Source organism: Streptomyces sp. NPDC001828 (assembly GCF_042892175.1).
Classification (GTDB): domain Bacteria; phylum Actinomycetota; class Actinomycetes; order Streptomycetales; family Streptomycetaceae; genus Streptomyces.
In genome coordinates this window covers 240,613-265,442 of the sequence record NZ_JBIATV010000001.1, presented here as the reverse complement: position 1 = coordinate 265,442, position 24,830 = coordinate 240,613, and the positions used below count along the sequence as shown (strand labels likewise).

Genomic DNA, 24,830 nt, shown 5'->3' with positions numbered 1-24,830 from the left:
GGGTACGTCCCCGCCTCGGACCCGGCGTGCGGGTCCTGGCGACTCGGGCCGGCCCGGGACCCCGGTCCAGGGACCTTGCCGGCTGGGCGCACCTCTGGCGGCGGGACCGCGCGGCGGTCCGGGCCACGGTGGGATGAAAGCGTCCTGCGCGGGCGGACGTCAAGAGCCCCGCACGCGCTCGTGGAACCCTTGGCGCGGCGGGGTGAGGGGACTTCGGCCGGCGACGCGCGAACGGGACCGGATCGCTCCGGCCCCGCCCGCGCGTCGGCGAGCCACGCTCAGCGGTCGACGGCGTCCAGGGCGCGCCGGGCCATCGGGTGGCTGCGCACCAGGCCGGCCAGGGTGGTGGCGCCGCGCGTGATGTCCGCGAAGGCCTTCCACGCGGGCCGGAAGCCGGTGATCGCGGCGTGCAGCAGCAGCGGGCGCTTCTCGAAGAGGGTCAGCATCCGCCGGCCCACCCCCATCTCGACGCCGAGCCCGGCCTTGATGGCGAAGGCGTAGTTCAGCGCCTGGCGGCGGGCGTCCACCGCGTCCTGCGACTCGGCGATGCGCACCGCCCACTCGCCGGCGAGGCGGCCCGAGCGCAGCGCGAAGGAGATGCCCTCGCGCGTCCACGGTTCGAGCAGGCCCGCCGCGTCACCGCAGACCAGGACCCGGCCACGGGACAGCGGCGAGTCGTCGCTGCGACAGCGCGTCAAGTGGCCGGAGGACACGGCCGGTTCGAACCCGGCGAGGCCGAGCCGGGCGATGAAGTCCTCCAAGTAACGCTTGGTGGCCGCGCCTTCGCCGCGCGTCGAGATCACGCCGACGGTCAGGGTGTCCCCCTTGGGGAAGACCCAGCCGTAACTGCCGGGCATGGGGCCCCAGTCGATGAGCACCCGGCCCTTCCAGTCCTCGGCCACGCTCGCCGGCACCGGGATCTCGGCCTCAAGGCCCAGGTCGACCTGCTCGGTCTTCACCCCGACGTGCGCCCCTATGCGGCTGGCGCTGCCGTCGGCGCCGACGACGGCCCGGGCGAGCACGGTCTCGCCGTCGGCGAGGACCACGGCGACGGTGCGCCGGTCGGGCACGGCCGAGCCGTGCTGCTCGACCTTGGAGACGGTGGCGCCGGTACGGATCTCCGCGCCCGCCTTCTCGGCGACGGCGACCAGACCGGCGTCGAACTCCGGCCGGTTGATCAGGCCGAACAGCATCTTCTTCGACCGACGGGTGCGCGTCAGCTTCCCGTTGAGGGAGAAGGTGACCGCGTGCACCCGGTCCTGGAGCGGCAGTTCGAAGCCGGGCGGCAGGGCGTCGCGCGAGGGACCGATGATGCCGCCGCCGCACGTCTTGTAGCGGGGCAGCTCGGCCTTCTCCAGGAGCAGCACCTTGCGCCCCGCGGCGGCCGCCGCATACGCGGCCGAGGCTCCGGCCGGCCCGGCGCCGACCACGACGACGTCCCAGACGGGCCCCTCGACGGGCCCGGTCACCGATTCGGCGGCGGGCTCGCCCTGGTTCTCCTCCAGCGGTCCGTCCGTCCCGGCGTCTGTGTTCTCGCTGCTCACGATGTGCCTTTGCTCCCCGTCCGACCAGTGGCCCGTGTTGACGACCGCATCCTACGGGGCAGTAGCCCCGCCCTCCCGTCCTGGCCCGCTGTGGGAGGATCGGCCCTGTCTCCGTCGTACGCACGCGTACACCGACGCGTGTCCGTACTTATCAACGTCGCACCCACGAGGAGCGTGCCCATGACCGCACATCCGATCGCCGAGACCGTCGCATCCCTGATGCCCCGCGCCAAGGCGGAGCTGACGGAGCTGGTCGCGTTCCAGTCGGTGGCGGACGAGGCGGTGGCGCCCCGGAGCGAGTGCGAGGCCGCCGCGAACTGGGTGGCCGAAGCCCTGCGCACCGAGGGCTTCCAGGACGTGGCCCTGCTCGACACCCCCGACGGCTCGCAGTCGGTCTACGGTCTGCTGCCCGGCCCGCAGGGGGCGCCGACGGTGCTCCTGTACGCGCACTACGACGTGCAGCCGAAGCTGGACGAGTCGGCGTGGGTGAGCCCGCCGTTCGAGCTGACCGAGCGCGACGGCCGCTGGTACGGCCGCGGGGCGGCGGACTGCAAGGGCGGGTTCATCATGCACCTGCTCGCGCTGCGCGCCCTGAAGGCCAACGGCGGTGTCCCGGTCTCCGTCAAGGTGATCGTGGAGGGCTCGGAGGAGCAGGGCACGGGCGGCCTGGAGCAGTACGCCGAGGCGCACCCCGAGCTGCTCACCGCGGACGCGATCGTGATCGGCGACACGGGTAACTTTCGGGTCGGCCTGCCCACCGTGACGGCGACGCTGCGCGGCATGACGATGATCCGGGTACGGATCGACACCCTTGAGGGCAACCTGCACTCGGGCCAGTTCGGCGGCGCGGCCCCCGACGCGCTCGCCGCGCTCATCCGCGTACTGGACTCGCTGCGCGACGAGCACGGCCAGACGGTCGTCGAGGGCCTCCCGGCCGACTCCGCGTGGGACGGGCTCCAGTACCCGGAGGGCGAGTTCCGCCAGGACGCCAAGGTCCTCGAAGGGGTGGCGCTGCCGGGCACCGGCACCGTCGCCGACCGCATCTGGGCCCGCCCGGCCGTCACGGTCGTCGGCATCGACTGCCACCCGGTCGCCGGTGCGACGCCGTCCATCCCGGCGAGCGCCCGCGCGCAGATCAGCCTGCGGGTGCCGCCCGGCCAGGACGCGGCCGAGGCGACCAAGCTGCTGTACGCGCACATCGAGAAGCACGTGCCGTGGAACGCCCGCGTCTCCTTCGAGCAGGTCGGCCAGGGCCAGCCGTTCCGCGCGGACACCAACAGCCCGGCGTACACGTCGATGGCCGAGGCGATGGCGGTGGCCTACCCGGGCGAGGAGATGCAGTCCTCGGGCATGGGCGGCTCGATCCCGCTGTGCAACACGCTGGCCGCGCTCTACCCGCAGGCCGAGATCCTGCTGATCGGTCTCAGCGAGCCCGAGGCGCAGATCCACGCGGTGAACGAGAGCGTGTCTCCCGAGGAGCTGGAGCGCCTGTCGGTGGCGGAGGCGCACTTCCTGGTCAACTACGCGGAGTCCAAGCGGAGTTGATCCCTTCCTGAGAGGAGGGCCGGCTCGGAATCGAGCGCTCGGCGGACATCGCCCGGAGCGCGGACATGGCCGAGCCGGCACTCACGTCGGCCTCAGCCGACCGGGACTCCGGCCTCCAGGTTGAGCACGGTCGACCGCTCCCGGGCCCGCAGCGCCCAGCGCAGCCGCTCGAAACGGGCGGGCGGCAGGAGCTGGGCCGCCTCCTGCTCGCTGACGAAGCGCCAGCCGCGCAGTTCGGCGCCCGGAAGGAGCACCTCCGCGGCCCGTGCGCTCTCCAGCCGGCCGCCGTCGAACAGCAGCCGCAGGCCGCCGTATCCGGGTGGTCTGGGCGGCTCCCAGTCGACCACGAGGAGCCGCGGCACATGGCCGAGCCGGACGCCGAGCTCCTCCTCGACCTCGCGCACTCCGGCCCGGGCGGGAGCCTCGCCGCGCTCGACGACGCCGCCGGGGAACTCCCAGCCCGGCTTGTAGGTGGGGTCGACCAGGAGCACCCGGTCGTGTTCGTCGAAGAGCAGCACCCCGGCGGCGAGCGTCTCGGCGGTGGGTTCGGGGGTCTGCACGATGTCGCAGGCGCGGGCCGCTCCGGAGCGGACCGCGTCGGCTATTCGCTCGGCGGCCGCGTGCGGGGTGAGCGTGCCGTTGTCGACGGTGTACGCGTCGGCGGCGAGCCAGCCGAGCGCGTCCTTGAAGGGTTCGATGTGGTCGTAGGCCCAGGCGCGGACCCGCTGCTCATCGGCCTCGGGGTCCTCGGGAAACTCCACCCGGGCCGCGATCCGCGCCCGCAGGATCGTTTCCTCCTGGGTGAGGAGCACATGGCGTACCGGAATCCGGCGGGCCGCGAGCCCGCCGAAGATCTCGTCCCGGTACTCCTGCCTCATCAGGGTCATCGGCACCACGAGCACGCCGCCGACCTCGGCGTGCAGCGCGGCCGCGCCGTCCACCACGAGACGCCGCCAGACCGGCAGGTCCTGGTAGTCGCTGACCTGGTCGAGCATCTTCTGCGGCAGCAGCTGCCGCAGCGCCCCGCCGATCACCTCGGGGTCGTAGAACGTGCTGTTCGGGATCAGGTCGATCAGCTCGCGCGCGGTGCTCGTCTTGCCCGCGCCGAATGCGCCGTTGACCCAGACGATCACGGTTCCCCCTCTTCGTAGCCCCCAGTGGACTGCCCGCAACACCCTGCCACGGAAACCCCGCTACGGGCTCCGGCCGTCCTTGATCGCGCGTACAACTGTGGCCGGGCTGTTGCTTGCCGGGTGCCACCGGCGGGCCACGGGAGGCGTCCTGATGTACGGGCACCGGTCACGGGGGGCCGTAACGCGACGGCGGAGACGTCGTTGTGCGAGTGCCAAAAGAGACACGAGGGGGCGCGAAAAATGCGTCGTACAGTACTGGAACGTTTTCCCGCGGGCGGTCCGCGCGGCCACTGGCCTGCCGAGGAGTTCGCGCGGGACCGCAGGAACGAGGGGCTCGCGGCCGAGGTCGTGATGGACCTGGAGAGCGACGCCTTCCTGGTCGTCGTTCCGCGCCCCTCACCGGAGCCGGCCGTCTGACGCCCCGGCGGCCGGCCCCGCCGGCCGCCGCACCGCGACGTCCGATTTCCGCCGGTCGAGGCGGGCCGCGGGCGCGACCCTCGATGTGCGGCACCGCTCAGGGCCCGGGCCGTACGCCCGCCCCGCACATCGGAGGGTCTCCATGTCCAGCACCACCACGGCCGACCGCGTGAGCGCGGACGACTGGCCGAGGATCGCCGAGGAACTCGACGCCTACGGCTGCGCGCCCACCCAGCGCCTCCTCACCGACGCCCAGTGCCGCTCCCTGGCGGACACCTACGACCGGGCCGAACGGTTCCGCTCGACCGTCGACATGGCGCGCTACCGCTTCGGGTCCGGGCAGTACCGCTACTTCGCCGAGCCGCTGCCCGGCCTCGTCGAGGAACTGCGCGCCGCCTTCTACCCGTTGCTGCTGCCCGTCGCCCGCGACTGGGCGGCACGGCTCGGGCGCCCCGCCCCCTGGCCGGACACCCTGGAGGAGTGGCTGGCGCACTGCCGCGAGGCCGGGCAGGCCAAGTGCGCCCAGATCCTGCTGCGGTACGGGCCCGGCGACTGGAACGCCCTGCACCGCGACCTGTTCGGCGACGCGGTCTTTCCGCTCCAGGTCGTCGTCGGCCTGGACGCGCCCGGCACCGACTACACCGGCGGCGAGTTCCTCCTCGTCGAGCAACGGCCGCGCGCCCAGTCGAGGGGCACCGCGACCCCGGTCCCGCAGGGCCACGGGCTGGTCTTCACCACCCGGGACCGGCCAGTGGCCGCCCGGCGCGGCTGGTCGGCGGCGCCGGTGCGGCACGGAGTCAGCGCCGTACGCTCCGGCCGGCGCCGCACCCTCGGCCTCGTCTTCCACGACGCGGCACAGGGCCCCGACCAGCCTTAGAAATCACCGTAGTTGACCTGCCAGGTGGGCAGGCCGAGGCGGCGCCACACGGCGACCACGCGGTCCCGGTCGTCGAGGCTGACGCGCACGTTGAACCGGTGGCGCACATGCGCGTCGAAGAGCTCCGCCTTCACGAGGTCGTCGCGCCGCCCGTCCCCGGCCGGCCGCATCCACAGCTCGTCGTACGGCACCTCGTGCGCGGCGAGCCAGGCCCGGGTCTGCGGCCGGTACTCCTCGCCCCGGCCCGAGAGCAGCACGATCGTGTCCCCGTGCGCCTGCCGGAAGCCGATCAGGGCGTCGCGGACACTCCCGTTCAGGCCGTCCTGCTCGCAGCGCGTGAAGTCGTACGGGTTGCGGCCCACGTTGACCGCGAGCGTGCCGTCGATGTCGCACATCACCGCGCTGGGCAGGGACGCGTCCGGTACGTACGGCTCGACCTCGGCGAGGACGACGGTGTCGTTCATCCAGGCGTCCGTCAGGCGCCAGCCGCCACGCACCGCCTTGGCGTGCTTGTCGGCGAGCAGGCGGATGACGTCCTCGCCGACCGGGTTGGCGCGGGCCGCGTCGCGGCGCAGGCACTCCTCGACGGGCACGTCCGTGAAGTCGTGCACGACGAACCGGGCCCGGCCGGCCACGGCCGCCTTGAGCCGCTTGGGGATGTGCGAGGTGAGGTGGGTGTTGTCGACGACGACGTCGAACCCGGCGGCGATCGTCTCGCGCACCGCGGCGTCCTGGACCGCGAGGACGCTCTGCTCGGCGGTGTGCGACCGCTCCCGCCGGGCCCCGGCCTCGTCGAACATGGCGCGCAGGTCGTCGAGGTTCACCCGACGGCACCGGCCCTCGGAGTCCGCGACGAGCTTGCGGGCGGCGGTGGTCTTGCCGGAGGCGGGCAGTCCGGTCATGACGTGCACGGTGGGCATGGCAGGGGTTCAGCCTTCTTCGTCGTTCGTGAACGGGTCGGCGGCCGCCGGCTTGACGGACCGCCAGATCATCAGGTCGATGTCGCGGCCGTCGAGCAGCTGGAAGACGGCCGCGCGTACGGTGCGGTCCCCGATCCGCTGGGCGGCGCGAGCGAACGCGCCCCGGTCCTGGGCGAGATGGGCGATCTCGCCGAACCGTTCGGCGGCCAGCCGGGCGGGCTCGGCGGCCCGCGCGTCCAGGCGGGCCGTGACGCCCCGCACCCAGGTGTCGAACTCGTCGGGGACCTGCTGAAGCATAGCTTCCAGCGGGTCGGCGCCGTCCGCGGTGAGTCCGGCGATCTCGCCGGGGCCGCAGCCGAGCGCCTGGGCGACCTGCTTCAGGTCGCGCCCGGCGAACCGGCGGATGCCGAGGAAGCGCCAGATGTCGCGCTCGGTGATGCCGGTCAGCACCTTGTGCAGCCGCACGTACTCGCTGATCTTCACCTTGACCCGGAGGCCGGAGGCGTACCGGACGACGTACCCCTCGGCGTCCGTGCCGCTGGCCTCGCGGCCGTCGGCGTGCGCGTTGGAGCCGGTGCGCTTCAGGAGTTCCGCGAGCGGCATCGCGGGCCACGCCCGGGCGACGGAGCCGACCGCCGCCCAGTCCTCGGCGGCCCGGGACAGCTCGATCTCCTCGCCCGTCGCCTCGTACGCGGCGAGCAGCACGAGGTCGCGCCGGACTCCGTAGTCCACGACGATCCGGTTCTCCGGGTAGAGGATCTCCACGAGGTAGGTGACCCCGGGCCGCAGCTTCCCCGTGTCCCGGCCGTCCAGCCAGGCGCTCGCCCACGTGGCCTGCTCGGACGTGAACGAACCCCGGGACGCGACGCGCCAGCGCCCCGCGTAGTGGAAGACGATCCCGAGCGACCCGTCGACCTTGTCGAACACCTCGAAGGCCTCGTCGGGCAGCGGCGGCGCGTAGTGCCGGCCGGCGCCGTGCTCCCCCACGTTGAAGAACTTGGGCAGACAGTGCGCGACGACCACCCCGCGCACATCGTCGACGACAAGACCGCGGCACCGCGTGGTGACCTCGTCCCAGGCCTGCTCGTACTGGCACGACCTGGTGTACGAGTACAGGGAGAGCGGCAGTTCGGGATGCGCCTTGCGCACCACGTGCCCCGCGGCGATGGCGGAGGCCAGGTCCGCGGGCGGAAGAAGTCGGTCGAGGTCGATCACTGCTGCTCCAGGAAAGTGGGCTGTCAGCAGCAGCTTGACCGGTGGCGAGCGGTTGGGCCACGCATTTTCGCCGCCCTCCCTGTCCCGCCAATAACCTGTGGCCGACCCGCCTGACCTGCGGCTATGGTCGACGCTCACGGCCGTCCGGACGGCCACCCGGCTACTCCGCCGAACCACCGGCGGCTCAGGCCGCGAGCGGAACTCCGGGCGCGAGCCGGACGCTGGGCGCGATGAAGTAGCCGTCGCGGTCGTACCAGCGGATCTCGGTGATGCGGATGTCGTGGAGTCCCGCGCGCTGGAAGATGGGGTCGACGAGCGCGGCGCCCTCGGGCGCGTCCGGGGTCTCCAGGTCGACGATGGTGACCGTGGGGTCCACGGGGCTGGGCCTGCGGGCGACCTCGCGGCCGGGCAGCGGGCTGCGCGCCGGGTCGAGGTCGTGCAGGAGAGCGGTGGCGACGTGCAGTTCGACGGTCATGGCGACCTCCGAGGTCGGGCTGCGACCGCTCCGGTCCGGCCTTGATCGAACCTCAAGGCCGGGATGCCGCGGTCGAGCGTCTGCGTGAGAGCGCAGACCTTGTGGCGCCCGCCTCGATTTTCGGTGGGCCCCCGCTGGAGCCGGACTCGACGGCTGGTCGCGGGGGCGCGGAGGGGGGCTTGGCTCTTCAACGCGGTGCGCCGGCCCCCCAGTTGATCGCTACCAGCCGGACCTACCCCTTACTGGACCCCAACGTGAGCCCCGCGATGAAGTGGCGTTGCAGGAGGAGGAAGACGATCAGGGTGGGGAGGGCGACGATGACCGAGCCCGCTGCCAGCAGGTTGTAGTCCGTGAAGAACTGGCCGCGAAGGTTGTTCAGGGCCGAGGTGATGGGGAGTTTGTCGCCGTCGGACATGAAGACCAGGGCCCAGAGGAAGTCGTTGTACATCCAGGTGAACTGGAGGGTGGCCAGGGCCGCCAGGGCCGGGCGGCACAGGGGCAGGGTGATGCGCCAGTACTGGGTCCACACGCCGGCGCCGTCGACGATCGCCGCCTCCAGGATCTCCTGCGGCAGCGTGCGCATGAAGTTGGCCAGCACGAAGACGCAGAAGCCGATCTGGAAGCCCACCTGGACGGCGATGACGGCCCAGTACGAGTCGAACATCGTCATCGAGTCGGACATCCAGTACGGCAGCGGGATGCGGTTGAACACCACGTACAGCGGGGTCACGATCACCTGCTGCGGGAGCAGGTTGCCCGCCGTGAAGAGCATCAACAGGGGCATCGCGCCCCGCAGTTTGAGGCGCGAGACCGCGAACGCCACGAACGCGGCGAGGAACAGGACGACCACCACGCCCGGCACCGCGATGATCAGGGTGTTGACGAAGTACTTCGTCATGCCCGAGTCGGTGAACGCCTTGCGGTAGTAGGCGAAGGACAGGTGCTTGGGGAGGGAGAAGTAGCCGTCGCGCGAGGTCTCCTCGTACGGGCGCAGCGAGGCGTACACGGCGAGCAGCAGCGGGGCGAGGAAGGCGAGCGAGACCGCCATGAGGAAGGCGTGCACGCCCAGGCGCCCCGGGCGTACCCGGCGTCCGGGAGCAGCAAGTGCCTTTGCTGAAGCCGTAGTTGGGGGCGCTGGGGCGGTGTGGGTGGTCATCGGTTCTTCTCCCCTCGGATCTCCTGGACCAGGTACGTGATGACGAACCCGAGGGAGACGGTCAGCAGCACCACGGCGATCGCGGAGCCGAACCCGATGCGGCTGGCCTCGCCGATGATGTTGTCGGTAACGAGCACCGAGAGCACTTCGAGGCCGTTGCGCCCGTGGTTGACGGCGTACACGATGTCGAAGGCGCGCAGCGACTCGATGACCGTGATGACCCCGACGATCACGTTGACCGGGCGCAGTGTGGGGAACACGACGCGGAAGAAGGTCTGGCGCTCGCTCGCGCCGTCGATGGCCGCGGCCTCCTTCAGGGAGGGGTCGACGGCCTTCAGGCCCGCGAGGTACAGGATCATCACGTACCCGGTGTGCCGCCAGGCCGCGGCCAGCAGGATCATCCAGATGTTGAGGTTCGGGTCGCCGAGCCAGTCGGTCGGGTCGTCCTTGTTTCCGAGGAGGGCGTTGAGCGCCCCCTGGTCGCGGGAGAAGACGAGTTGCGCGATGAAGCCGACGACCGCGAGGGAGAGCACGACCGGCATGTACAGCGTCGACTGGTAGAAGCGGCTGAACCGCACGCCCCGGTCGATGGGTACGGCGAGCAGCAGCCCGAACGGCGTCGCCACGAGGCCCAGTACGGCCAGCCACATCAGGTTGTGCCGGACCGCCGGCCAGAACGGCGGGTAGTTGGTGAAGAGGTTGGTGTAGTTCTGCGTGCCGACCCACTTGACGTCGCCGATGCCGTCCCAGTCGGTGAAGGACAGGACGACGGAGGCCAGGGTCGGGCCCCACACGATGGCGAGGTCGAGCAGTACGGGCAGGCCAAGCAGCACGCCGAGGACGACGAGGTCACGGGCGGTGAACCGCCTCGGACCCCGTCGTCCTGCGCGCCGCGCGGTGATGAGCGCCACGGCTGAGTACTCCAAGTCGCAACGGGAGTCGGTGGGTTGGAGGGGTTTCGACGGGGGCGAGGGCGGCGGGCGCGTCCTCGCCCACCCCCGCCCTCAGCCCTCAGCCCTCTGAGGCGAAGATCGTCTTCTTCTGGCGCTCGATGTCGTTCACGAGTCCGTCCACGTCCTTCGGGTTGCCGATGAACTTCTGGATGGCCGGGATCATCACCGTGGACGCGAAGTCGGGCCGGGTGTCGCGGTCCAGGAACTGCGAGATCTGCTTGGCCCCGGAGACCAGCTCGACCGCCTTCTTCTGCAACGCGCTGTACGCGGAGGTGTCCGCCCCGCTGTTGACCGCGATGTTGTTCGGGTCGCCCGCGAGATAGGCGTCCTCGGCCTTGGGCGTGGCGAGCCAGGCGAGCAGGTCCTTGGCGCTCTGCATGGACTGCTTGTTCTTCAGTTCCTTGGCGTTCCTGGCGAGGAGGAACCCGTCGATGGGGGCCTCGACCGCGTCCTGCCCGTACTGCGGGTCCATCTCGGGGAAGGGGAAGAACGCGATGTCGTCCTGCTCGGCCTTCGGGAACTGCTGGCCCACGTGCGGCAGTCCGAACACCGCCATGCCGGACTCCTTCTTCTGCAGGCTCTGCGCGGCCTCCTGCCAGGTGCGGCCGTTCGCGCCCTGCTGGCAGTACGGAAGGATGCGGCGCCAGCTGTCGAAGACGTCCTTGACCCGTTTGTCGGTCCACGCCTCCTTGCCGGCCATCAGGCTCTTGTGGAACTCGTAGCCATTGGTGCGCATGTTGAGATAGTCGAAGGTGCCCATGGCGGGCCAGCCGTCCTTGTCGCCGAACGCGATGGGGTCGAGCTTGTCCTTCTGCATCCGCTTGGCCAGGTCGACGTACTGGTCGAAGGTCTTGGGCGCCGTATAGCCGTGCTCCGTGAAGACGCTCGCGCGGTGGAAGACCGCCCACGGGTAGTAGTAGTACGGCACGAAGTACTGCTTGCCGTCCGCGCCGGTCGACTGCGCCTTGAGCGCGTCGGAGAAACCCTGGAAGCCGTGCCAGAGGTCGCTGATGTCGTAGAGCAGTCCCTTCTGCGCGAAGAACTGCATGCGGTAGCCCGCGAACCACATGAAGACGTCGTCCGGCTTGCCCTGGAGATAGCGGTTGATGTTCTCCTGGAAGGTGTTGTGGTCAACGGTGTTGACCTTGATCTTGCGGCCTTCCTTGGACTGTTTCTCGTACGCCGCGAACGCGTCGGCGAATGCCTTCTTGGGGACGGCGTCCGACGAATTCGAGCCCAGCCGGATCGTCTTGGTGTCACCCCCGGGGCCGCTGCCGCACGCGGCGAGCAGCGACGGCAGGGTGACCGCCCCGGCGCCGACCGCCGCACCCCGCAGAAGATTCCGCCGAGACATCCGATGTTCTGCCACGCCATCGGGCGCCATAGGACCGTTGAACGATGACTGCGCCATGTCCCCCTCCTCCGGGGTGCAACCCAACACAACCAAACGCGAGGCTTGGATAACACCCTCAAGTCAGAGTGCCGTCAAGGGTTTTGACGCAATGCCGGGCAACCGTTACCGCTTCTCACCCAACAGAGTCCAACAAGCCCTACCGGAAACGCTCGCCGGACCGGAGCGGTTGACAGGGGCATGATGTCGTCCTATCTCACGGGGGTGGCGAGAGGAGTGTGACGAAGCGTCAGGTCGGTGGCGGGGGTGCGGGGTGGGGGCGGGGTCAGTGGTCGGAGCGCTGGCGGGGAGCGGGTGGCGGACGGCGAATGACGGATGGCAGCTGACGGCGATCAACTTTCAGATTCTGTCCGTCACTTCAGCAACGCCGCCCCCTCCGACCGCCTCGCCCACGCCGTGGCCGCCGCCCCCACCAGACCCGCGTCCGTACCCATCAGGGCGGGGGTCACCGTCAGGTTCTGGACGAAGGAGAGCGTGGCGTACTCGCGCAGGGCGCGGCGCAGCGGTGCGAAGAGTACGTCGCCGGCGCCGGCCACTCCCCCGCCTATGACCGCGACGTCGATCTCGACGAGGGTCGCGGTCGCCGCGATGCCCGCCGCCAGCGCCTGGGCCGCGCGTTCGAAGGAGGCGACGGCGACCGGGTCGCCCGCGCGGGCGGCCGAGGCGACGGCGGCGGCCGAGGTGTCGCCGTCGGGGCCGGGGCGCCAGCCGTGGTCCAGGGCGCGGCGGGCGATGTTGGGGCCGCTGGCGATCCGCTCCACGCAGCCGCGTGCCCCGCAGGGGCAGGGGTCGCCGTCGAGGTCGACGCTGATGTGGCCGATGTGGCCCGCGTTCCCGGTGGGGCCCGGGTGCAGTTTGCCGCCGAGAACGAGTCCGCCGCCGACGCCGGTGGACACGACCATGCACAGGGCATTGTCGTGGCCGCGGGCCGCGCCGAGCCAGTGTTCGGCCGCGGTCATCGCGACGCCGTCGCCGACGAGTTCGACGTCGAGTCCGTCGGTGGCCGCGCGGACCCGCTCGACCAGCGGGAAGCCGCGCCAGCCGGGGATGTTGACGGGGCTGACCGTGCCCGCGGCGGCGTCCACGGGCCCGGCGCTGCCGATGCCGACGGCGCTCGTGCGCTCCCACAGCGGGGATCGGGTCAGCTCGGCGAGGACCGCCTCGGCCGCGCGCATCACCGTGTCGCCGTCCTCATGGGCGGGAGTCGGCCGCTGGGCCCGCAGGACCAGCCGGCCGTCGGCGTCCACCAGCGCTCCGGCGATCTTGGTGCCGCCGATGTCGAGCGCGGCCACGAGGTCGGTGTGCATCGAGGTCGGATCTCCTGGTGAGGGACGGGTAACAGCAGGTCAAGATGAGAGTCTCCCTGCATGTGACAACGTTGTCCAGGGCCTATGCTCGACGCCACACACACCGTTATGGCACCGGACCCCGCCGGACGGCTCCCGACGACGACAGGACAGCGCACTGTGGCCGATAACGCCCGCCACCACGAGCCCCGCTACGGCAACCGCCCGACGATGAAGGATGTCGCCGCGCGCGCCGGTGTCGGCCTCAAGACGGTGTCCCGGGTGGTCAACGGCGAGCCCGGGGTGACCCCGGACACCGAGCGCCGGGTGCAGGAGGCCATCGAGGCGCTGGGCTTCCGCCGCAATGACAGCGCGCGGGTGCTGCGCAAGGGCCGCACGGCGTCGATCGGGCTGGTCCTCGAGGACCTCGCCGACCCGTTCTACGGGCCGCTCAGCCGGGCCGTGGAGGAGGTGGCGCGGGAGCACGGGGCGCTGCTCATCAACGGTTCCAGCGCGGAGGACGCCGATCGTGAGCAGGAGTTGGTGCTGGCGTTCTGTGCCCGTCGGGTGGACGGGCTGATCGTGATTCCGGCCGGGTCCGACCACCGCTATCTCGAGCCGGAGATAAAGGCGGGTGTGGCCACGGTGTTCGTGGACCGTCCGGCCGGGCAGATCGACGCCGACGTGGTGCTGTCGGACAGTTTCGGCGGGGCCCGGGCGGGCGTGGCCCATCTCATCGCGCACGGGCACCGCAGGATCGGCTTCATCGGCGACCAGCCGCGCATCCACACGGCCACGGAGCGTCTGCGCGGCTATCACGCGGCGATGGCGGACGCGGATCTGCCGGTGGAGGAGTCCTGGGTGTCGCTCGGCTCGACGTCCCCGGAGCGGGTGCGTGCGGCGGCCGAGTCGATGCTTGCGGGGCCGGGCGGGGTCACGGCGCTGTTCGCGGGCAACAACCGGGTGACGGTCACGGCAGTGCGGGTGCTGGCGGGCCGGGAGCGGCCGGTGGCTCTGGTGGGGTTCGACGACATCGAGCTGGCGGATCTGCTGGGCATCACGGTGATCTCGCAGGACGCGGCCACTTTGGGCCGTACGGCGGCGGAGTTGCTCTTCCGGCGGCTGGACGGGGCGGACGGGACGCCCGCTCGCGTCGAGCTGCCCACTGTGCTGATCCAGCGTGGCTCGGGCGAGCTCCCGCCGCCCGGCGACGGGTAGCGGGTTGTGGTTCAGCAGGTCTTCAGGCCCGGTACGGGCTGGTTGTTGTCGCCGCCCTTGAGGTAGACGACGCTGACGTAGACGTTGGTGTTGCCGCTGTCGTCGTCGGTCCTGGCCCACCAGGTGTTGGTCCACTTCCCGTAGGTCTCGCGGCGGCCGAGGTCGCTCTGGCAGTAGAAGTAGTTGGTGCCGGTGTTGAGTACGCCCGCGGCGGCGCCGTTGGGGCGAATGGACTTGGCGGCGCGCCACACCTGGCAGTTGTACTTGCCGCCGGCGATGGGGGCGCAGCTGCCCGCCGGGGGTGCGGAGCCGCCCGGCTTGTCGCCCGCGCCTCCTGGGGCGGGGGCGCTCGGGGTGTTCTTCTTCGGGTCGGGTGTCCTGGCGGTCCCGTCGCCTTGCGCGGGGTCGTTCTTGGCGGGCGGCTTGGTGCTCGAACTCGGCTTGGGTGTGGGCGAGTTGGGGGCGGGAGTGGAGGGGCCGGCGGTGGCGAGGCCCGCGGCGCCGACCTGGTCGTCGGCGGCGCCGGGGGCCGTGCTGTTCGCGGCTCCTGCCGCCTGCTGCCCGCCGTGGGTGTCGTCCTGGCCGAGGAGTGCGTAGGCGGCTCCTGCGCCGACGAGTACGACGGCGGCCACCGCGGCGGCGACGAGGATCTTGCCGCGTCCTCGGCCGGGCGTCGCGGGCCGGCCCGGTCCCGGTGGAACGTCGCTCACCACGGGGCCGAAGCCTTCGGGCTGTTGGGGTGCCGCCGGGGGTTCGGGGGCCGGGGTGGCCGGCGGCCCGAATCCCTCGGGACGGTGGGGTACCGCGTCGCGTACGGTCGCGCTGCGCGGCGGGGCGGGCTGTGCGGTGGCCCGTATCGGCGTGGTGCGCAGGGCTGTCGGCCCGTTGGGCTCGGGGCTCGTGGTGCCGGCGGCCTCGGCGACTTCCGCGAGGAGGCGGGACGCGGTCGTGGCGTCGGGGCGGCGGGCGGGGTCCTTGTCCATGAGGCGTCGCAGTACGGGTGCGAGGGGGCCGGCCCGGCGGGCTGGGGGGAGCGGTTCGACGACGATGGCGTTGAGCGTGGACCAGGTGGAGGTGCGGCGGAAGGGGGTGGCGCCTTCGACGGCGGCGTACAGGGTGGCGCCGAGTGCCCAGATGTCGGAGGCGGGGCCGGGTTCTTGGCCCTGGGCCCGTTCGGGTGCCAAGTAGTCCAGGGAGCCGACGAGTTCGCCGCTGCGGGTCAGGTGTGCGGTCGAGCCGTCGCCGGGGTCGTCCATGGCGGCGATGCCGAAGTCGGTGAGGACGACGCGGCCCGAGGCGTCGAGGAGGATGTTGCCGGGTTTCACGTCGCGGTGCAGGACGCCCGCCTGGTGGGCGGCGGCGAGTGCTTCGAGGACCGTGGCGCCGATGGCCGCGGCTTCGCCGGGTTCCAGGACGCCGCGCTCGGCGAGGACGTCGTCGAGGGAGGGGCCGTCGATGAGTTCCATGACGATGACGGGGCGGCCCTGGTGTTCGGTGACGTCGTGGACGGCGACGACCGAGGGGTGGCGTACGCGTGCGGCGGCGCGGGCTTCGCGCTGCATGCGCAGTCGCAGGTCGCCGAGTTCGGGGGCGGAGGCGTCGGTGAAGGTGCGCAGTTCCTTGACGGCGACCTCGCGGCCGAGGACTTCGTCGTGGGCGCGCCACACGACGCCCATGCCGCCGCGGCCGAGCCGCGCGACGACCCGGTACCGGCCCGCCAGTAGTTGGCTCTCCCCCGTGGTCACCGCTGCCCCGTCCCTGTGTGGCGATTGTGGTCGCGTACAGGGTACGGGGCAGGGGTGGTGGCGGTGCTGCCGTGGGGTCCCGGCGGTGCTACGGGGCGGTGACGGTGAGGCTGCCGCGGCGGGGTGAGGCGAACGCGTCGAGGTCGGCGCGGGTGAGGCCGGTGAGGCGGGCGACCTCGGCGTTGTCGAGGGCGCCGCAGTCGAGGCCGCGCAGCAGGTAGCCGCTGAGTGCCTTGGCGGTGGCGGGTTCGTCCATGACGTCGCCCTCGGTCTTGGCGACGTAGGCGGCGAGGCGTCCGGCGGCCTGTTCCAGGCCTTCGCGGTAGAAGGCGTACACGGCCGCGTAACGGGTCGGCATGTGGCCGGGGTGCATGTCCCAGCCCTGGTAGTAGGCGCGGGCCAGGGCGCGGCGGGTGAGGCCGTAGTGCAGGCGCCAGGCTTCGTGGACGTGTTCGGTGGTGCCGATGGGCAGCACGTTGGTGGAGCCGTCGGAGACGCGTACGCCGGTGCCGGCGGCGGCGACCTGCATGACGGCCTTGGCGTGGTCGGCGGCGGGGTGGTCGCTGGCCTGGTAGGCGGCGGAGACGCCGACGCAGGCGCTGTAGTCGAAGGTGCCGTAGTGCAGGCCGGTGGCGCGGCCCTGGGCGGCGTCGATCATCTTGGCGACGGCGGCGGTGCCGTCGGCGGCGAGGATGGACTGGCTGGTCTCGATCTGGATCTCGAAGCCGAGCCGTCCTTCGGGCAGGCCGTGCGCCTTCTCGAAGGCGCTGAGCAGCCGGACGAAGGCGGTGACCTGCTCGGGGTAGGTGACCTTGGGCAGGGTGAGGACGAGGCCTTCGGGGAGGCCGCCGTTGTGCATGAGGGTGGTGAGGAAGACGTCGGTGGTGCGGATGCCGCGGTCGCGGACGGCGGCTTCCATGCACTTCATGCGGATGCCCATGTACGGGGCCGCGGTGCCGTTCTTGAAGGCTTCGGCGATGAGGCGGGCGGCGCGGGCGGCGTCGGCGTCCTCTTCGGCGTCGGGGCGCGGGCCGTAGCCGTCCTCGAAGTCGACGCGGAGGTCTTCGATGGGTTCGCGGGTGAGCTTGGCGCGGACCCGGTCGTAGACGGGCTGGGCGAGTTCGTCGGCGATGCCGAGGACGCGGGCGAAGGAGGCGGCGTCGGGGGCGTGCTCGTCGAGGGCGGCCAGTGCCTGGTCGCCCCAGGTGCGGATGGTGTCCGCGGTGAAGGCGTCGCCGGGTACGTAGACGGTGTGTACGGGCTGGCGGGTGCCGGGGTCGCCCGGGTAACGGCGGGCGAGTTCCTCGTCCACGGCGACGAGCGAGGCACTGATCTCCTCGCTGACGACGCCGGCGAGGCTCGTTGCCACCTGCTCCTGCTGACCCATCCTGCATCCTCCACACGGTCGAAACTTTTCCGCTTCACGGAATCAACAATCCGTATAGCGAAGTTAGTAGGCCGGTCCTCCTGCGTCAATGGTTGTCCGAAACCGCCCGGGGCCGCGCGGTGAAGATCACCACGCGGCCCCGGGACCGGATTGAACGCGCAGGTCAGCCCTTGCGAGAGTTGACCTCTTCGGTCAGCTGCGGAACGACCTGGAACAGGTCGCCGACGACGCCGTAGTCGACCAGGTCGAAGATCGGGGCCTCGGCGTCCTTGTTGACGGCCACGATGGTCTTCGAGGTCTGCATGCCGGCCCGGTGCTGGATGGCGCCGGAGATGCCGTTGGCGATGTAGAGCTGCGGCGAGACGGACTTGCCGGTCTGGCCGACCTGGTTGGAGTGCGGGTACCAGCCGGCGTCCACCGCGGCGCGCGAGGCGCCGACGGCCGCGCCGAGCGAGTCGGCGAGGGCCTCGATGACCGAGAAGTTCTCGGCGCCGTTGACGCCGCGGCCGCCGGAGACCACGATCGCGGCCTCGGTCAGCTCGGGGCGGCCGGTCGACTCGCGCGGGGTGCGCGAGGTGACCTTGGTGCCGGTGGCGAGCGCGGAGAAGGTGACCGTCAGGGCCTCGACGGCGCCCGCGGCCGGGGCGGCCTCGACGGCGGCCGAGTTCGGCTTGACGGTGATGACCGGGGTGCCCTTGGAGACGCGGGACTTGGTGGTGAAGGAGGCGGCGAACGCGGACTGCGTGGCCACCGGACCCTCGTCGCCGGCCTCGAGGTCGACGGCGTCGGTGATGATGCCGGAGCCGATGCGGACCGCGAGGCGGGCCGCGATCTCCTTGCCCTCGGCGGAGGACGGGACGAGCACGGCGGCCGGGGACACGGCCTCGTAGGCGGCCTGGAGCGCGTCCACCTTCGGCACGACGAGGTAGTCGGCGAACTCGGGGGCGTCGGCGGTGAGGACCTTGACCGCGCCGTGCTCGGCGAGGGCCGCGGCGGTGTTCTCGGCACCGGCGCCGAGCGCGACGGCGACGGGCTCGCCGATGCGGCGGGCCAGCGTCAGCAGTTCGAGGGTGGGCTTGCGGACGGCGCCGTCCACGTGGTCGACGTAGACCAGAACTTCAGCCATGGGACTTCAATCTCCTGCAAGTGCGAAGAAAAGGCGGGCGGTTGAGGGGCTCGGCGAGCCCTAAGCGCGGACTCGGCCCGAAAGGTTCCCGGGCCGGTGCGGCACTTAGATGAACTTCTGGCTCACCAGGAACTCGGCGAGCTGCTTGCCGCCCTCGCCCTCGTCCTTGACGATCGTGCCGGCGGTGCGGGCCGGACGCTGGGCGGCGGAGTCGACCGCGGTCCAGGCGCCCTCGAGGCCGACCTCGCCGGCCTCCAGGTCCAGGTCGCCCAGGTCCAGGGACTCCACCGGCTTCTTCTTGGCGGCCATGATGCCCTTGAAGGACGGGTAGCGGGCCTCGCCCGACTGGTCCGTCACGGACACGACGGCCGGCAGGGACGCCTCGAGCTGCTCGGAGGCGGTGTCGCCGTCGCGGCGGCCCTTGACGACGCCGTCCTCGACCGAGACCTCGGACAGCAGCGTGACCTGCGGGACGCCGAGGCGCTCCGCGAGCAGCGCCGGGAGGACGCCCATGGTGCCGTCGGTGGAGGCCATGCCGCAGATGACCAGGTCGTAGCCGGTCTTCTCGACGGCCTTGGCCAGGACCAGCGAGGTGCCGATCACGTCGGTGCCGTGCAGGTCGTCGTCCTCGACGTGGACGGCCTTGTCGGCGCCCATGGACAGCGCCTTGCGCAGGGCGTCCTTGGCGTCCTCGGGGCCGACGGTCAGCACGGTGATCTCCGCGTCGTCCGCCTCGTCGGCGATCTGCAGTGCCTGCTCGACCGCGTACTCGTCGAGCTCCGAAAGGAGGCCGTCGACGTCGTCGCGGTCGACGGTCAGGTCATCGGCGAAGTGCCGGTCGCCGGTGGCGTCGGGCACGTACTTCACACAGACAACGATCCTCAAGCTCACGCCGGCTCTCCTACTGCATCGTCATTTCTGGGCTGCCTTGTTGCACGCAGCATAGGCGCCTGATGGGGCGGTTTCCGGTCGGGGCGACCGGCGCTCCCACCGAAATATTACTCGCCAGTACACCCAGCTTGTTCCCAGTAAGCAAGCGCTTTGAACTGTGACGTTGCCAACGGTGAGTAATCGACGTGATCAGGGAACTTTCAGTCGCGCAGCGCGTTGAAGCGGCCCTGGTGGTAGAGCAGGGGGCGGCCTGCCCCCGCGGGGTCGCCGACGACCGCCTGACCGAGCACGATGCGGTGGTCCCCGGCCGGAATGCGGGCCACCACCTTGCACACCAGCCAGGCCAGTACGCCGTCGAGGACGGGCACGCCCTCGGGGCCGGTGCGCCACTGGGTGGCGGGGCCGAACCGGTCGGCGCCGCTGCGCGCGAAGGTGGCGGCCAGGTCCTGCTGGTGCTCGCCGAGTATGTGCACGCCGATGTGGTCGGCCTCGGCGACGACGGGCCAGCTGGAGGAGCCGGTGCCGATCCCGAAGGAGAGCAACGGGGGCTCGGCGGCAACGGAGTTGAGGGAGGTGGCGGTGAAGCCGACGGGCCGGCCGCCGCGCTGGGCGGTGATCACCGCGACACCGGCGGCGTGCTGGCGGAAGACCGACCTGAGCAGTTCGGGAGAAGCGGTCTGGGCAGTACCGAGCTCGGGCGAAGCCGTCATGGAATTGTCCTTCTGCAAGAGGTGCGACAAGGGCTGCGGGTGATCAGCAGCCCGGACAGCGCGCGCTCGCGTTGCGGGCGAGGTCCACATGGGCGCGTCCATAGAGAAGGAGGTCTGTCGGCACATCGTCAGACTGACGATTGAGCGCGGTCGCAGTCAAGTGGCTTCCGGCATGTGGGAGATCCCTCACTGCGGGTCGGGCCCCTTTCCCGGGGCCTCTCGCACCGCCCGCCCGAGGGCGGCGATGACGTCCGCCCGGCGCGGCTGTCCGGCCGCGCGGCGCACGATGCTCCCGGCGGCGTCGAGCACGAGCACCGTCGGGGTGCGCTCGATGCCCAGTTCCCGTACGAGAACGAGCCGTTCCTCGGCGTCGATCTCCACATGGGCGACGCCGTCCACCATGCGGGTCACCTCGGCCAGGGTGCGCCGGGTCGCCCGGCAGGGCTGGCAGAACGCGCTGGAGAACTGCACCAGCGTGGCCCGCTCGCCGAGCCCGGCCCCCAACTCCGCCTCGCCGAGCCTGCGCCCGCCGTCGTCACTCACGCGACCTCCACCTCCGCCTGCCCCTCCGCGTCTTCACGCGGCCACTACCTGCGCTGACGTACGGTTGCAGCACGCAGCGGCCCGCAATGATTCCCCCCGGGCCCCGACCTGCGAAGACGTGACGAGAATCTCCCCTGCGCACAGCGCCAGGACTGGCCAGCTCGGCTCGCATCGGGCACCATCTGCCCAAAGCCCGAAACCTACGGGCGCGTAACTTATGACTCCGGGAGCACCCTCCCCGGGCACACGAAGGGTCTCCCCTCAGATGGCAGAACTCGTCTATCGGCCGGTCATCGGCGCCGCACGTGCGATGTTCAAGGCGCTCGACCTGAAGATCGACACCCAGGGTTCGGAGAACATCCCGCGCACGGGCGGGGCGGTGCTCGTCAGCAATCACATCAGCTATCTGGACTTCATCTTCACGGGGCTCGCGGCGCTGCCGCAGAAGCGCCTGGTGCGCTTCATGGCCAAGGAGTCGGTGTTCCGGCACAAGATCTCCGGCCCGCTGATGCGCGGCATGAAGCACATCCCGGTCGACCGCAAGCAGGGCGAGGACGCCTATCAGCACGCGCTCGCCTCGCTGCGCTCCGGCGAGGTGATCGGGGTGTTCCCGGAGGCGACCATCTCGCAGTCGTTCACGCTCAAGAGCTTCAAGTCGGGCGCGGCGCGGCTGGCCCAGGAGGCCGGGGTGCCGCTGATCCCGATGGCGCTGTGGGGAACGCAGCGGGTGTGGACCAAGGGGCGGCCGCGCAACTTCAAGCGCAGCCACATCCCGGTCACCATCCGCGTCGGCGAGCCCGTGGAGGCTCCCGCCGACCAGTACGCGGGCGCCATCACCCGGCGGCTGCGCGAGCGCTGCCAGGAGCTCCTGGAGGCCGCCCAGCGCGCCTATCCGGTACGCCCGAAGGACGCGAGCGACACCTGGTGGGTGCCGGCGCACCTGGGCGGCACCGCGCCGACGGCCGAGCAGGTGAAGGCCGCCGAGGCGGCCGGCTGAATCGTCACTCCTGCACGGAGGGCGCGCAGGGCGCGGAGGGCGCTCAGGCGCCGGCCGGGGGGTGGACGGTGATCCGCGCCCCCGGGCTGAACTTCTCCAGGAGTTCGGCCAGTTCGGCGCCGGCCGCGGCCAGATCGCAGTGCGGGGCCATGCCCTCCAGGAGGAAGAGCGCGTCGGCCGACTCCTCGGTGAGCCTGGTGCGCACGCCCTGGCGCCAGTTCCAGCGGCGGCAGGTGACGCCCTCGTCGTCGCACCACACCACTTCGCCGGCGTCCGGGTGCTCGACGACGGGCTCGCCGCCCGCGACGGTGTGGAACGCCTCCTCGCCGCTCGCCCGCACCAGGCGCATCGAGCCCTTGATGCGACCGGTGTCCTCGCCGCCGACGGGTACCAGATGGGCGACGCTGATCGCGTTGTACACGTCGACGAGCCGGTTGACGCGGGGCAGGCCGCCGTCGGCGAGCGCCCGCTTGGCGAGCGCCTCGGCGGAGTTGCGGGTGCGGTTGGGCTTGGAGCCGAAGGCGGTGTAGGCCGCGCGCCAGGCGGCCATGTGCGGGTCCTCGTGCGGGGCCCGGCCCGCGAGGCGCTGTGCGAGACGGCGGGCGGCGTCGTCCAGGAGGGCCGAACTCGCCGTGTCGCTGGGCGCGTTGAGGAGCCCGGTGGCCTCGACGGCGACGTACGTGAAGGCGGGCGCGAGGGCGCGGACCTCGTCGGACACGGTGAGTGTGAGCGTCATGATCGGTGGTGCCTCACAGTTCGGTCGGGTAGATCGGCCAGAGCGACGGGCGGTCGGGCGCGGCCTTGAGCGCGGCGACGACCGCCGGATGCGGTTCATCAAAGAGTACCGGATAGTCCACTTCGCTGAACTCTGCGCGGACGGGCCAGGCAAGCCGCTCCTCACCCAGGGAGAACTGGGCGTCCACCCCGGGCGGCACGTTGCCGCGCGGGTCCTGGCGCGCCCAGACGCCGGCGCCGGGCAGCCGGAGGGCGATGAGGCCGTGCACGGCCGGGTCGGCGCCGTTCTCGGTCAGGCGCTGGTAGCAGAACGCGGTCGGGATGCCCTCGGCCCGCAGCAGCGCGGCGAGGGCGTGCGCCTTGGCGCAGCAGATCCCGGTGCGCCGCGCGAGCACGTCGGAGGCGCGCCAGGTCACGCGCGGGTCCCCCGAGTCCGTGGAGTGCGGGATCTCGTCCCGTACGTACTCGAAGGCCGCCTTGGCGTATGTGTATGCGTCGGCGCTGCCGGACCCGATCCGGGCCGCCACCTCGCGCACGGTGGGGTGCTCGTGGTCGATGACCTCGTCCGCGACGAGGTAGGCGGCGAGTTGGGGGTGGCGCTGTATGAGCTTCATGGCCCGTGAGCGTACGAACGCGGCCGACCACAAGTCAATGACTTTACGGTCGGCCGCATATTTATCCGCCAATCCGGCCGGGGCCGGGCCTTCCGGCTAGCGTGCCATTTCTTCCTTCAGCGCCATGAGGAAGCCGTCGACGTCGTCCTCGGTGGTGTCGAAGGAGCACATCCAGCGGACGTCGCCCGCGTTCTCGTCCCAGAAGTAGAAGCGGTAGCGCTTCTGGAGCCGCTCGCTGACGTCGTGCGGAAGACGCGCGAACACCGCGTTGGCCTGGACCTCGTGGAGGATCTCCACGCCGTCGACCTGGCGCACCCCCTCGGCGAGGCGCTGGGCCATCGCGTTGGAGTGGCGGGCGTTGCGCAGCCACAGGTCCTTGGCGAGCAGGGCCTCCAACTGCACCGATACGAAGCGCATCTTGGAGGCGAGCTGCATGGACATCTTGCGGATGTGGTTCATCTGGCGGACCGCGTCCGGGTTGAGTACGACGATCGCCTCGCCGAACAGCATCCCGTTCTTGGTGCCGCCGAACGACAGCACGTCCACGCCGGCCACGCTGGTGAACGTGCGCATCGGCACGTCGAGGGAGGCGGCCGCGTTGGATATGCGGGCCCCGTCGAGATGGACCTTCATGCCGCGCTCGTGGGCGTGGTCACAGATCGCCTTGATCTCGTCGGGCGTGTAGACCGTGCCCAGTTCGGTGTTCTGGGTGATCGAGACGACCTGCGGCATCGCGCGGTGCTCGTCCTCCCAGCCCCAGGCCTGCCGGTCGATGAGCTCGGGCGTCAGCTTGCCGTCGGGCGTGGCCACGGTGAGCAGCTTGAGCCCGGCCATGCGCTCGGGCGCACCGCCCTCGTCCACGTTGATGTGCGCGCTCTCGGCACACACCACCGCGCCCCAGCGGTCGGTCAGCGCCTGCAGCGCGGTGACGTTGGCGCCGGTTCCGTTGAAGACGGGGAAGGCCTGCGCGCCCGCGCCGAAGTGGCTGTGCATGACACGCTGGAGGTGGTCGGTGTAGTCGTCCTCGCCGTAGGCGATCTGGTGACCGCCGTTGGCGAGGGTGAGGGCTGCGAGGACTTCGGGGTGCGCGCCGGCGTAGTTGTCGCTGGCGAAGCCGCGCACCGCCGGGTCGTGGTGCGCTCGCGCGTCGGTCCTCACGGCTTGGGGGTCAGCCACAGGCGCTGTCCGTTCACTTCCTGGGCGGGCTTGTCCCACACTCCGGCGATGGCGTCGGCCAGCTCCGTGACATCGGTGAAGCCCGCGAACTTCGCATTGGGTCGCTCGGCGCGCATCGCGTCGTGCACCAGTGCCTTGATCACCAGGATCGCAGCAGCGGCCCCCGGCCCGTCCTCGCCCCCCGCCTTGCGGAACGCGTCGCCGAGGGCCAGCGTCCACGCCTCGGCGGCGGCCTTGCCCGCGTTGTAGGCGGCGTTGTTCGCGGTGGGCTTGTGCGCGCCGGACTGGCTGACCAGGACGAAGCGCCCACGGTCGCTGCGCAGCAGCCCGTCGTGGAAGGCGAGCGAGGTGTGCTGCACGGTCTTGATGAGGAGCTTCTCCAGAAGGTCCCAGTCCGCGAGGTCGGTCTCGGGGAAGGAGGTGGCGCCGCGCCAGCCGCCGACGAGGTGGACCAGGCCGTCGACGCGGCCGAAGTCCTTCTGGATGCGGTCGGCCCAGTCGCGGGTGGCCTGGAGGTCGAGGAGGTCGACGGTGTCGCCGGTGACGGTGGCCCCGCCGTGCGCGTACCGCGCGGCGTCCACGGCCGAGGCCAGGCGCTCGACGTCCGCGTCGGCGCCCACCACGACCGCGCCCGCCTCCGCGAGCCGGAGCAGGGCGGCCCGGCCGGCGGGTCCCGCCGCGCCGGCCACGGCGACGACGGCGCCGTTGAGAGGTCCGTTGTTCATTTTCCTCGCCCCTTCCGAACCTTCCGAACCT

The 24,830-nt window shown here is 71.5% G+C and carries 24 protein-coding genes; 5 read left to right on the top strand and 19 right to left on the bottom strand.

Annotated elements, in window-relative coordinates; all coding sequences use genetic code 11:
* Positions 1-278: 278 nt before the first annotated feature.
* Positions 279-1,544, bottom strand: a complete 1,266-nt coding sequence (locus tag ACFYZA_RS01295) for a geranylgeranyl reductase family protein (protein WP_388486125.1) — start codon at positions 1,542-1,544, stop codon at positions 279-281.
* A 180-nt stretch (positions 1,545-1,724) separates the two neighbouring features.
* Here ACFYZA_RS01295 and ACFYZA_RS01290 point away from each other — a divergent pair, with 180 nt between their 5' ends.
* Positions 1,725-3,089, top strand: coding sequence for a dipeptidase (locus ACFYZA_RS01290; RefSeq protein ID WP_382587780.1), 1,365 nt, complete (start codon positions 1,725-1,727; stop codon positions 3,087-3,089).
* 92 nt (positions 3,090-3,181) lie between these two features.
* Here ACFYZA_RS01290 and ACFYZA_RS01285 read toward each other — a convergent pair whose 3' ends face one another.
* Positions 3,182-4,222 (bottom strand): NUDIX domain-containing protein, encoded by a 1,041-nt coding sequence (locus ACFYZA_RS01285; RefSeq protein WP_382587782.1) that lies wholly within the window; start codon positions 4,220-4,222, stop codon positions 3,182-3,184.
* Positions 4,223-4,462: 240 nt separating this feature from the next.
* On the opposite strand from ACFYZA_RS01285, the gene ACFYZA_RS01280 reads away from it, so the two are divergent.
* Together ACFYZA_RS01280 and ACFYZA_RS01275 are read left to right on the top strand one after the other, a co-directional pair.
* Positions 4,463-4,639 carry a hypothetical protein gene (locus ACFYZA_RS01280; protein ID WP_382587784.1) on the top strand — a complete coding sequence of 59 codons (177 nt, stop codon included), beginning with the start codon at positions 4,463-4,465 and terminating at the stop codon, positions 4,637-4,639.
* 142 nt (positions 4,640-4,781) lie between these two features.
* The gene (locus ACFYZA_RS01275) at positions 4,782-5,516 is read left to right on the top strand and encodes a 2OG-Fe(II) oxygenase (RefSeq protein WP_388486122.1); all 735 of its coding nucleotides are present in this window, start codon (positions 4,782-4,784) and stop codon (positions 5,514-5,516) included.
* Here the strand turns inward: ACFYZA_RS01275 and ACFYZA_RS01270 are convergent.
* The 7 genes from ACFYZA_RS01270 to ACFYZA_RS01240 all read right to left on the bottom strand — a co-directional run bounded on the left by ACFYZA_RS01270 (position 5,513) and on the right by ACFYZA_RS01240 (position 12,953).
* Positions 5,513-6,436: an AAA family ATPase gene (locus ACFYZA_RS01270; protein ID WP_382587788.1), complete on the bottom strand. Its 924-nt coding sequence runs from the start codon at positions 6,434-6,436 to the stop codon at positions 5,513-5,515. The genes ACFYZA_RS01275 and ACFYZA_RS01270 overlap by 4 nt on opposite strands.
* A gap of 9 nt (positions 6,437-6,445) precedes the next feature.
* Positions 6,446-7,651: an RNA ligase gene (locus ACFYZA_RS01265; RefSeq protein WP_388486120.1), complete on the bottom strand. Its 1,206-nt coding sequence runs from the start codon at positions 7,649-7,651 to the stop codon at positions 6,446-6,448.
* 184 nt (positions 7,652-7,835) lie between these two features.
* Complete coding sequence (locus ACFYZA_RS01260) at positions 7,836-8,126, bottom strand: hypothetical protein (RefSeq protein WP_382587792.1); 291 nt, start codon at positions 8,124-8,126, stop codon at positions 7,836-7,838.
* 232 nt (positions 8,127-8,358) lie between these two features.
* Positions 8,359-9,282: a carbohydrate ABC transporter permease gene (locus tag ACFYZA_RS01255; RefSeq protein WP_388486118.1), complete on the bottom strand. Its 924-nt coding sequence runs from the start codon at positions 9,280-9,282 to the stop codon at positions 8,359-8,361.
* Positions 9,279-10,193 carry a carbohydrate ABC transporter permease gene (locus ACFYZA_RS01250; RefSeq protein ID WP_388486116.1) on the bottom strand — a complete coding sequence of 305 codons (915 nt, stop codon included), beginning with the start codon at positions 10,191-10,193 and terminating at the stop codon, positions 9,279-9,281. The genes ACFYZA_RS01255 and ACFYZA_RS01250 overlap by 4 nt, the downstream gene beginning before the upstream one ends.
* A 100-nt stretch (positions 10,194-10,293) precedes the next feature.
* The gene (locus ACFYZA_RS01245; RefSeq protein ID WP_388486113.1) at positions 10,294-11,589 is read right to left on the bottom strand and encodes an ABC transporter substrate-binding protein; all 1,296 of its coding nucleotides are present in this window, start codon (positions 11,587-11,589) and stop codon (positions 10,294-10,296) included.
* Positions 11,590-11,999: 410 nt separating this feature from the next.
* Complete coding sequence (locus ACFYZA_RS01240) at positions 12,000-12,953, bottom strand: ROK family protein (protein WP_388486111.1); 954 nt, start codon at positions 12,951-12,953, stop codon at positions 12,000-12,002.
* 159 nt (positions 12,954-13,112) lie between these two features.
* On the opposite strand from ACFYZA_RS01240, the gene ACFYZA_RS01235 reads away from it, so the two are divergent.
* Entirely contained in the window at positions 13,113-14,150 is a 1,038-nt protein-coding gene (locus ACFYZA_RS01235; protein WP_382587799.1) for a LacI family DNA-binding transcriptional regulator, read from the top strand.
* Between the two features lie 11 nt (positions 14,151-14,161).
* Here ACFYZA_RS01235 and ACFYZA_RS01230 read toward each other — a convergent pair whose 3' ends face one another.
* The 6 genes from ACFYZA_RS01230 to ACFYZA_RS01205 all read right to left on the bottom strand — a co-directional run bounded on the left by ACFYZA_RS01230 (position 14,162) and on the right by ACFYZA_RS01205 (position 20,552).
* Positions 14,162-15,895 (bottom strand): protein kinase, encoded by a 1,734-nt coding sequence (locus tag ACFYZA_RS01230; RefSeq protein ID WP_388486108.1) that lies wholly within the window; start codon positions 15,893-15,895, stop codon positions 14,162-14,164.
* 88 nt (positions 15,896-15,983) lie between these two features.
* On the bottom strand, positions 15,984-17,282 hold the full coding sequence (locus ACFYZA_RS01225) for a DUF6986 family protein (protein ID WP_388486105.1): 1,299 nt from the start codon (positions 17,280-17,282) through the stop codon (positions 15,984-15,986).
* A 163-nt stretch (positions 17,283-17,445) separates the two neighbouring features.
* Positions 17,446-18,408: an electron transfer flavoprotein subunit alpha/FixB family protein gene (locus ACFYZA_RS01220; protein ID WP_382587805.1), complete on the bottom strand. Its 963-nt coding sequence runs from the start codon at positions 18,406-18,408 to the stop codon at positions 17,446-17,448.
* A 105-nt stretch (positions 18,409-18,513) separates the two neighbouring features.
* The gene (locus ACFYZA_RS01215) at positions 18,514-19,299 is read right to left on the bottom strand and encodes an electron transfer flavoprotein subunit beta/FixA family protein (protein WP_382587807.1); all 786 of its coding nucleotides are present in this window, start codon (positions 19,297-19,299) and stop codon (positions 18,514-18,516) included.
* Positions 19,300-19,499: 200 nt separating this feature from the next.
* Positions 19,500-20,009: a flavin reductase family protein gene (locus ACFYZA_RS01210; protein WP_382587809.1), complete on the bottom strand. Its 510-nt coding sequence runs from the start codon at positions 20,007-20,009 to the stop codon at positions 19,500-19,502.
* A gap of 186 nt (positions 20,010-20,195) precedes the next feature.
* Positions 20,196-20,552, bottom strand: coding sequence for a TlpA family protein disulfide reductase (locus tag ACFYZA_RS01205; protein WP_388486101.1), 357 nt, complete (start codon positions 20,550-20,552; stop codon positions 20,196-20,198).
* 265 nt (positions 20,553-20,817) lie between these two features.
* Here ACFYZA_RS01205 and ACFYZA_RS01200 point away from each other — a divergent pair, with 265 nt between their 5' ends.
* Entirely contained in the window at positions 20,818-21,549 is a 732-nt protein-coding gene (locus ACFYZA_RS01200; RefSeq protein ID WP_100572942.1) for a 1-acyl-sn-glycerol-3-phosphate acyltransferase, read from the top strand.
* A gap of 43 nt (positions 21,550-21,592) precedes the next feature.
* Here the strand turns inward: ACFYZA_RS01200 and ACFYZA_RS01195 are convergent, their stop codons facing one another.
* From ACFYZA_RS01195 to ACFYZA_RS01180, 4 genes are all read right to left on the bottom strand, one after another.
* Positions 21,593-22,285: a B3/4 domain-containing protein gene (locus tag ACFYZA_RS01195; RefSeq protein ID WP_388486099.1), complete on the bottom strand. Its 693-nt coding sequence runs from the start codon at positions 22,283-22,285 to the stop codon at positions 21,593-21,595.
* A 13-nt stretch (positions 22,286-22,298) separates the two neighbouring features.
* Positions 22,299-22,898, bottom strand: coding sequence for a transglutaminase domain-containing protein (locus tag ACFYZA_RS01190; RefSeq protein ID WP_388486097.1), 600 nt, complete (start codon positions 22,896-22,898; stop codon positions 22,299-22,301).
* A 96-nt stretch (positions 22,899-22,994) separates the two neighbouring features.
* Positions 22,995-24,056: a threonine aldolase family protein gene (locus ACFYZA_RS01185; protein ID WP_388486095.1), complete on the bottom strand. Its 1,062-nt coding sequence runs from the start codon at positions 24,054-24,056 to the stop codon at positions 22,995-22,997.
* Complete coding sequence (locus ACFYZA_RS01180) at positions 24,053-24,799, bottom strand: SDR family NAD(P)-dependent oxidoreductase (RefSeq protein ID WP_382587819.1); 747 nt, start codon at positions 24,797-24,799, stop codon at positions 24,053-24,055. The genes ACFYZA_RS01185 and ACFYZA_RS01180 overlap by 4 nt, the downstream gene beginning before the upstream one ends.
* Positions 24,800-24,830: the final 31 nt, after the last annotated feature.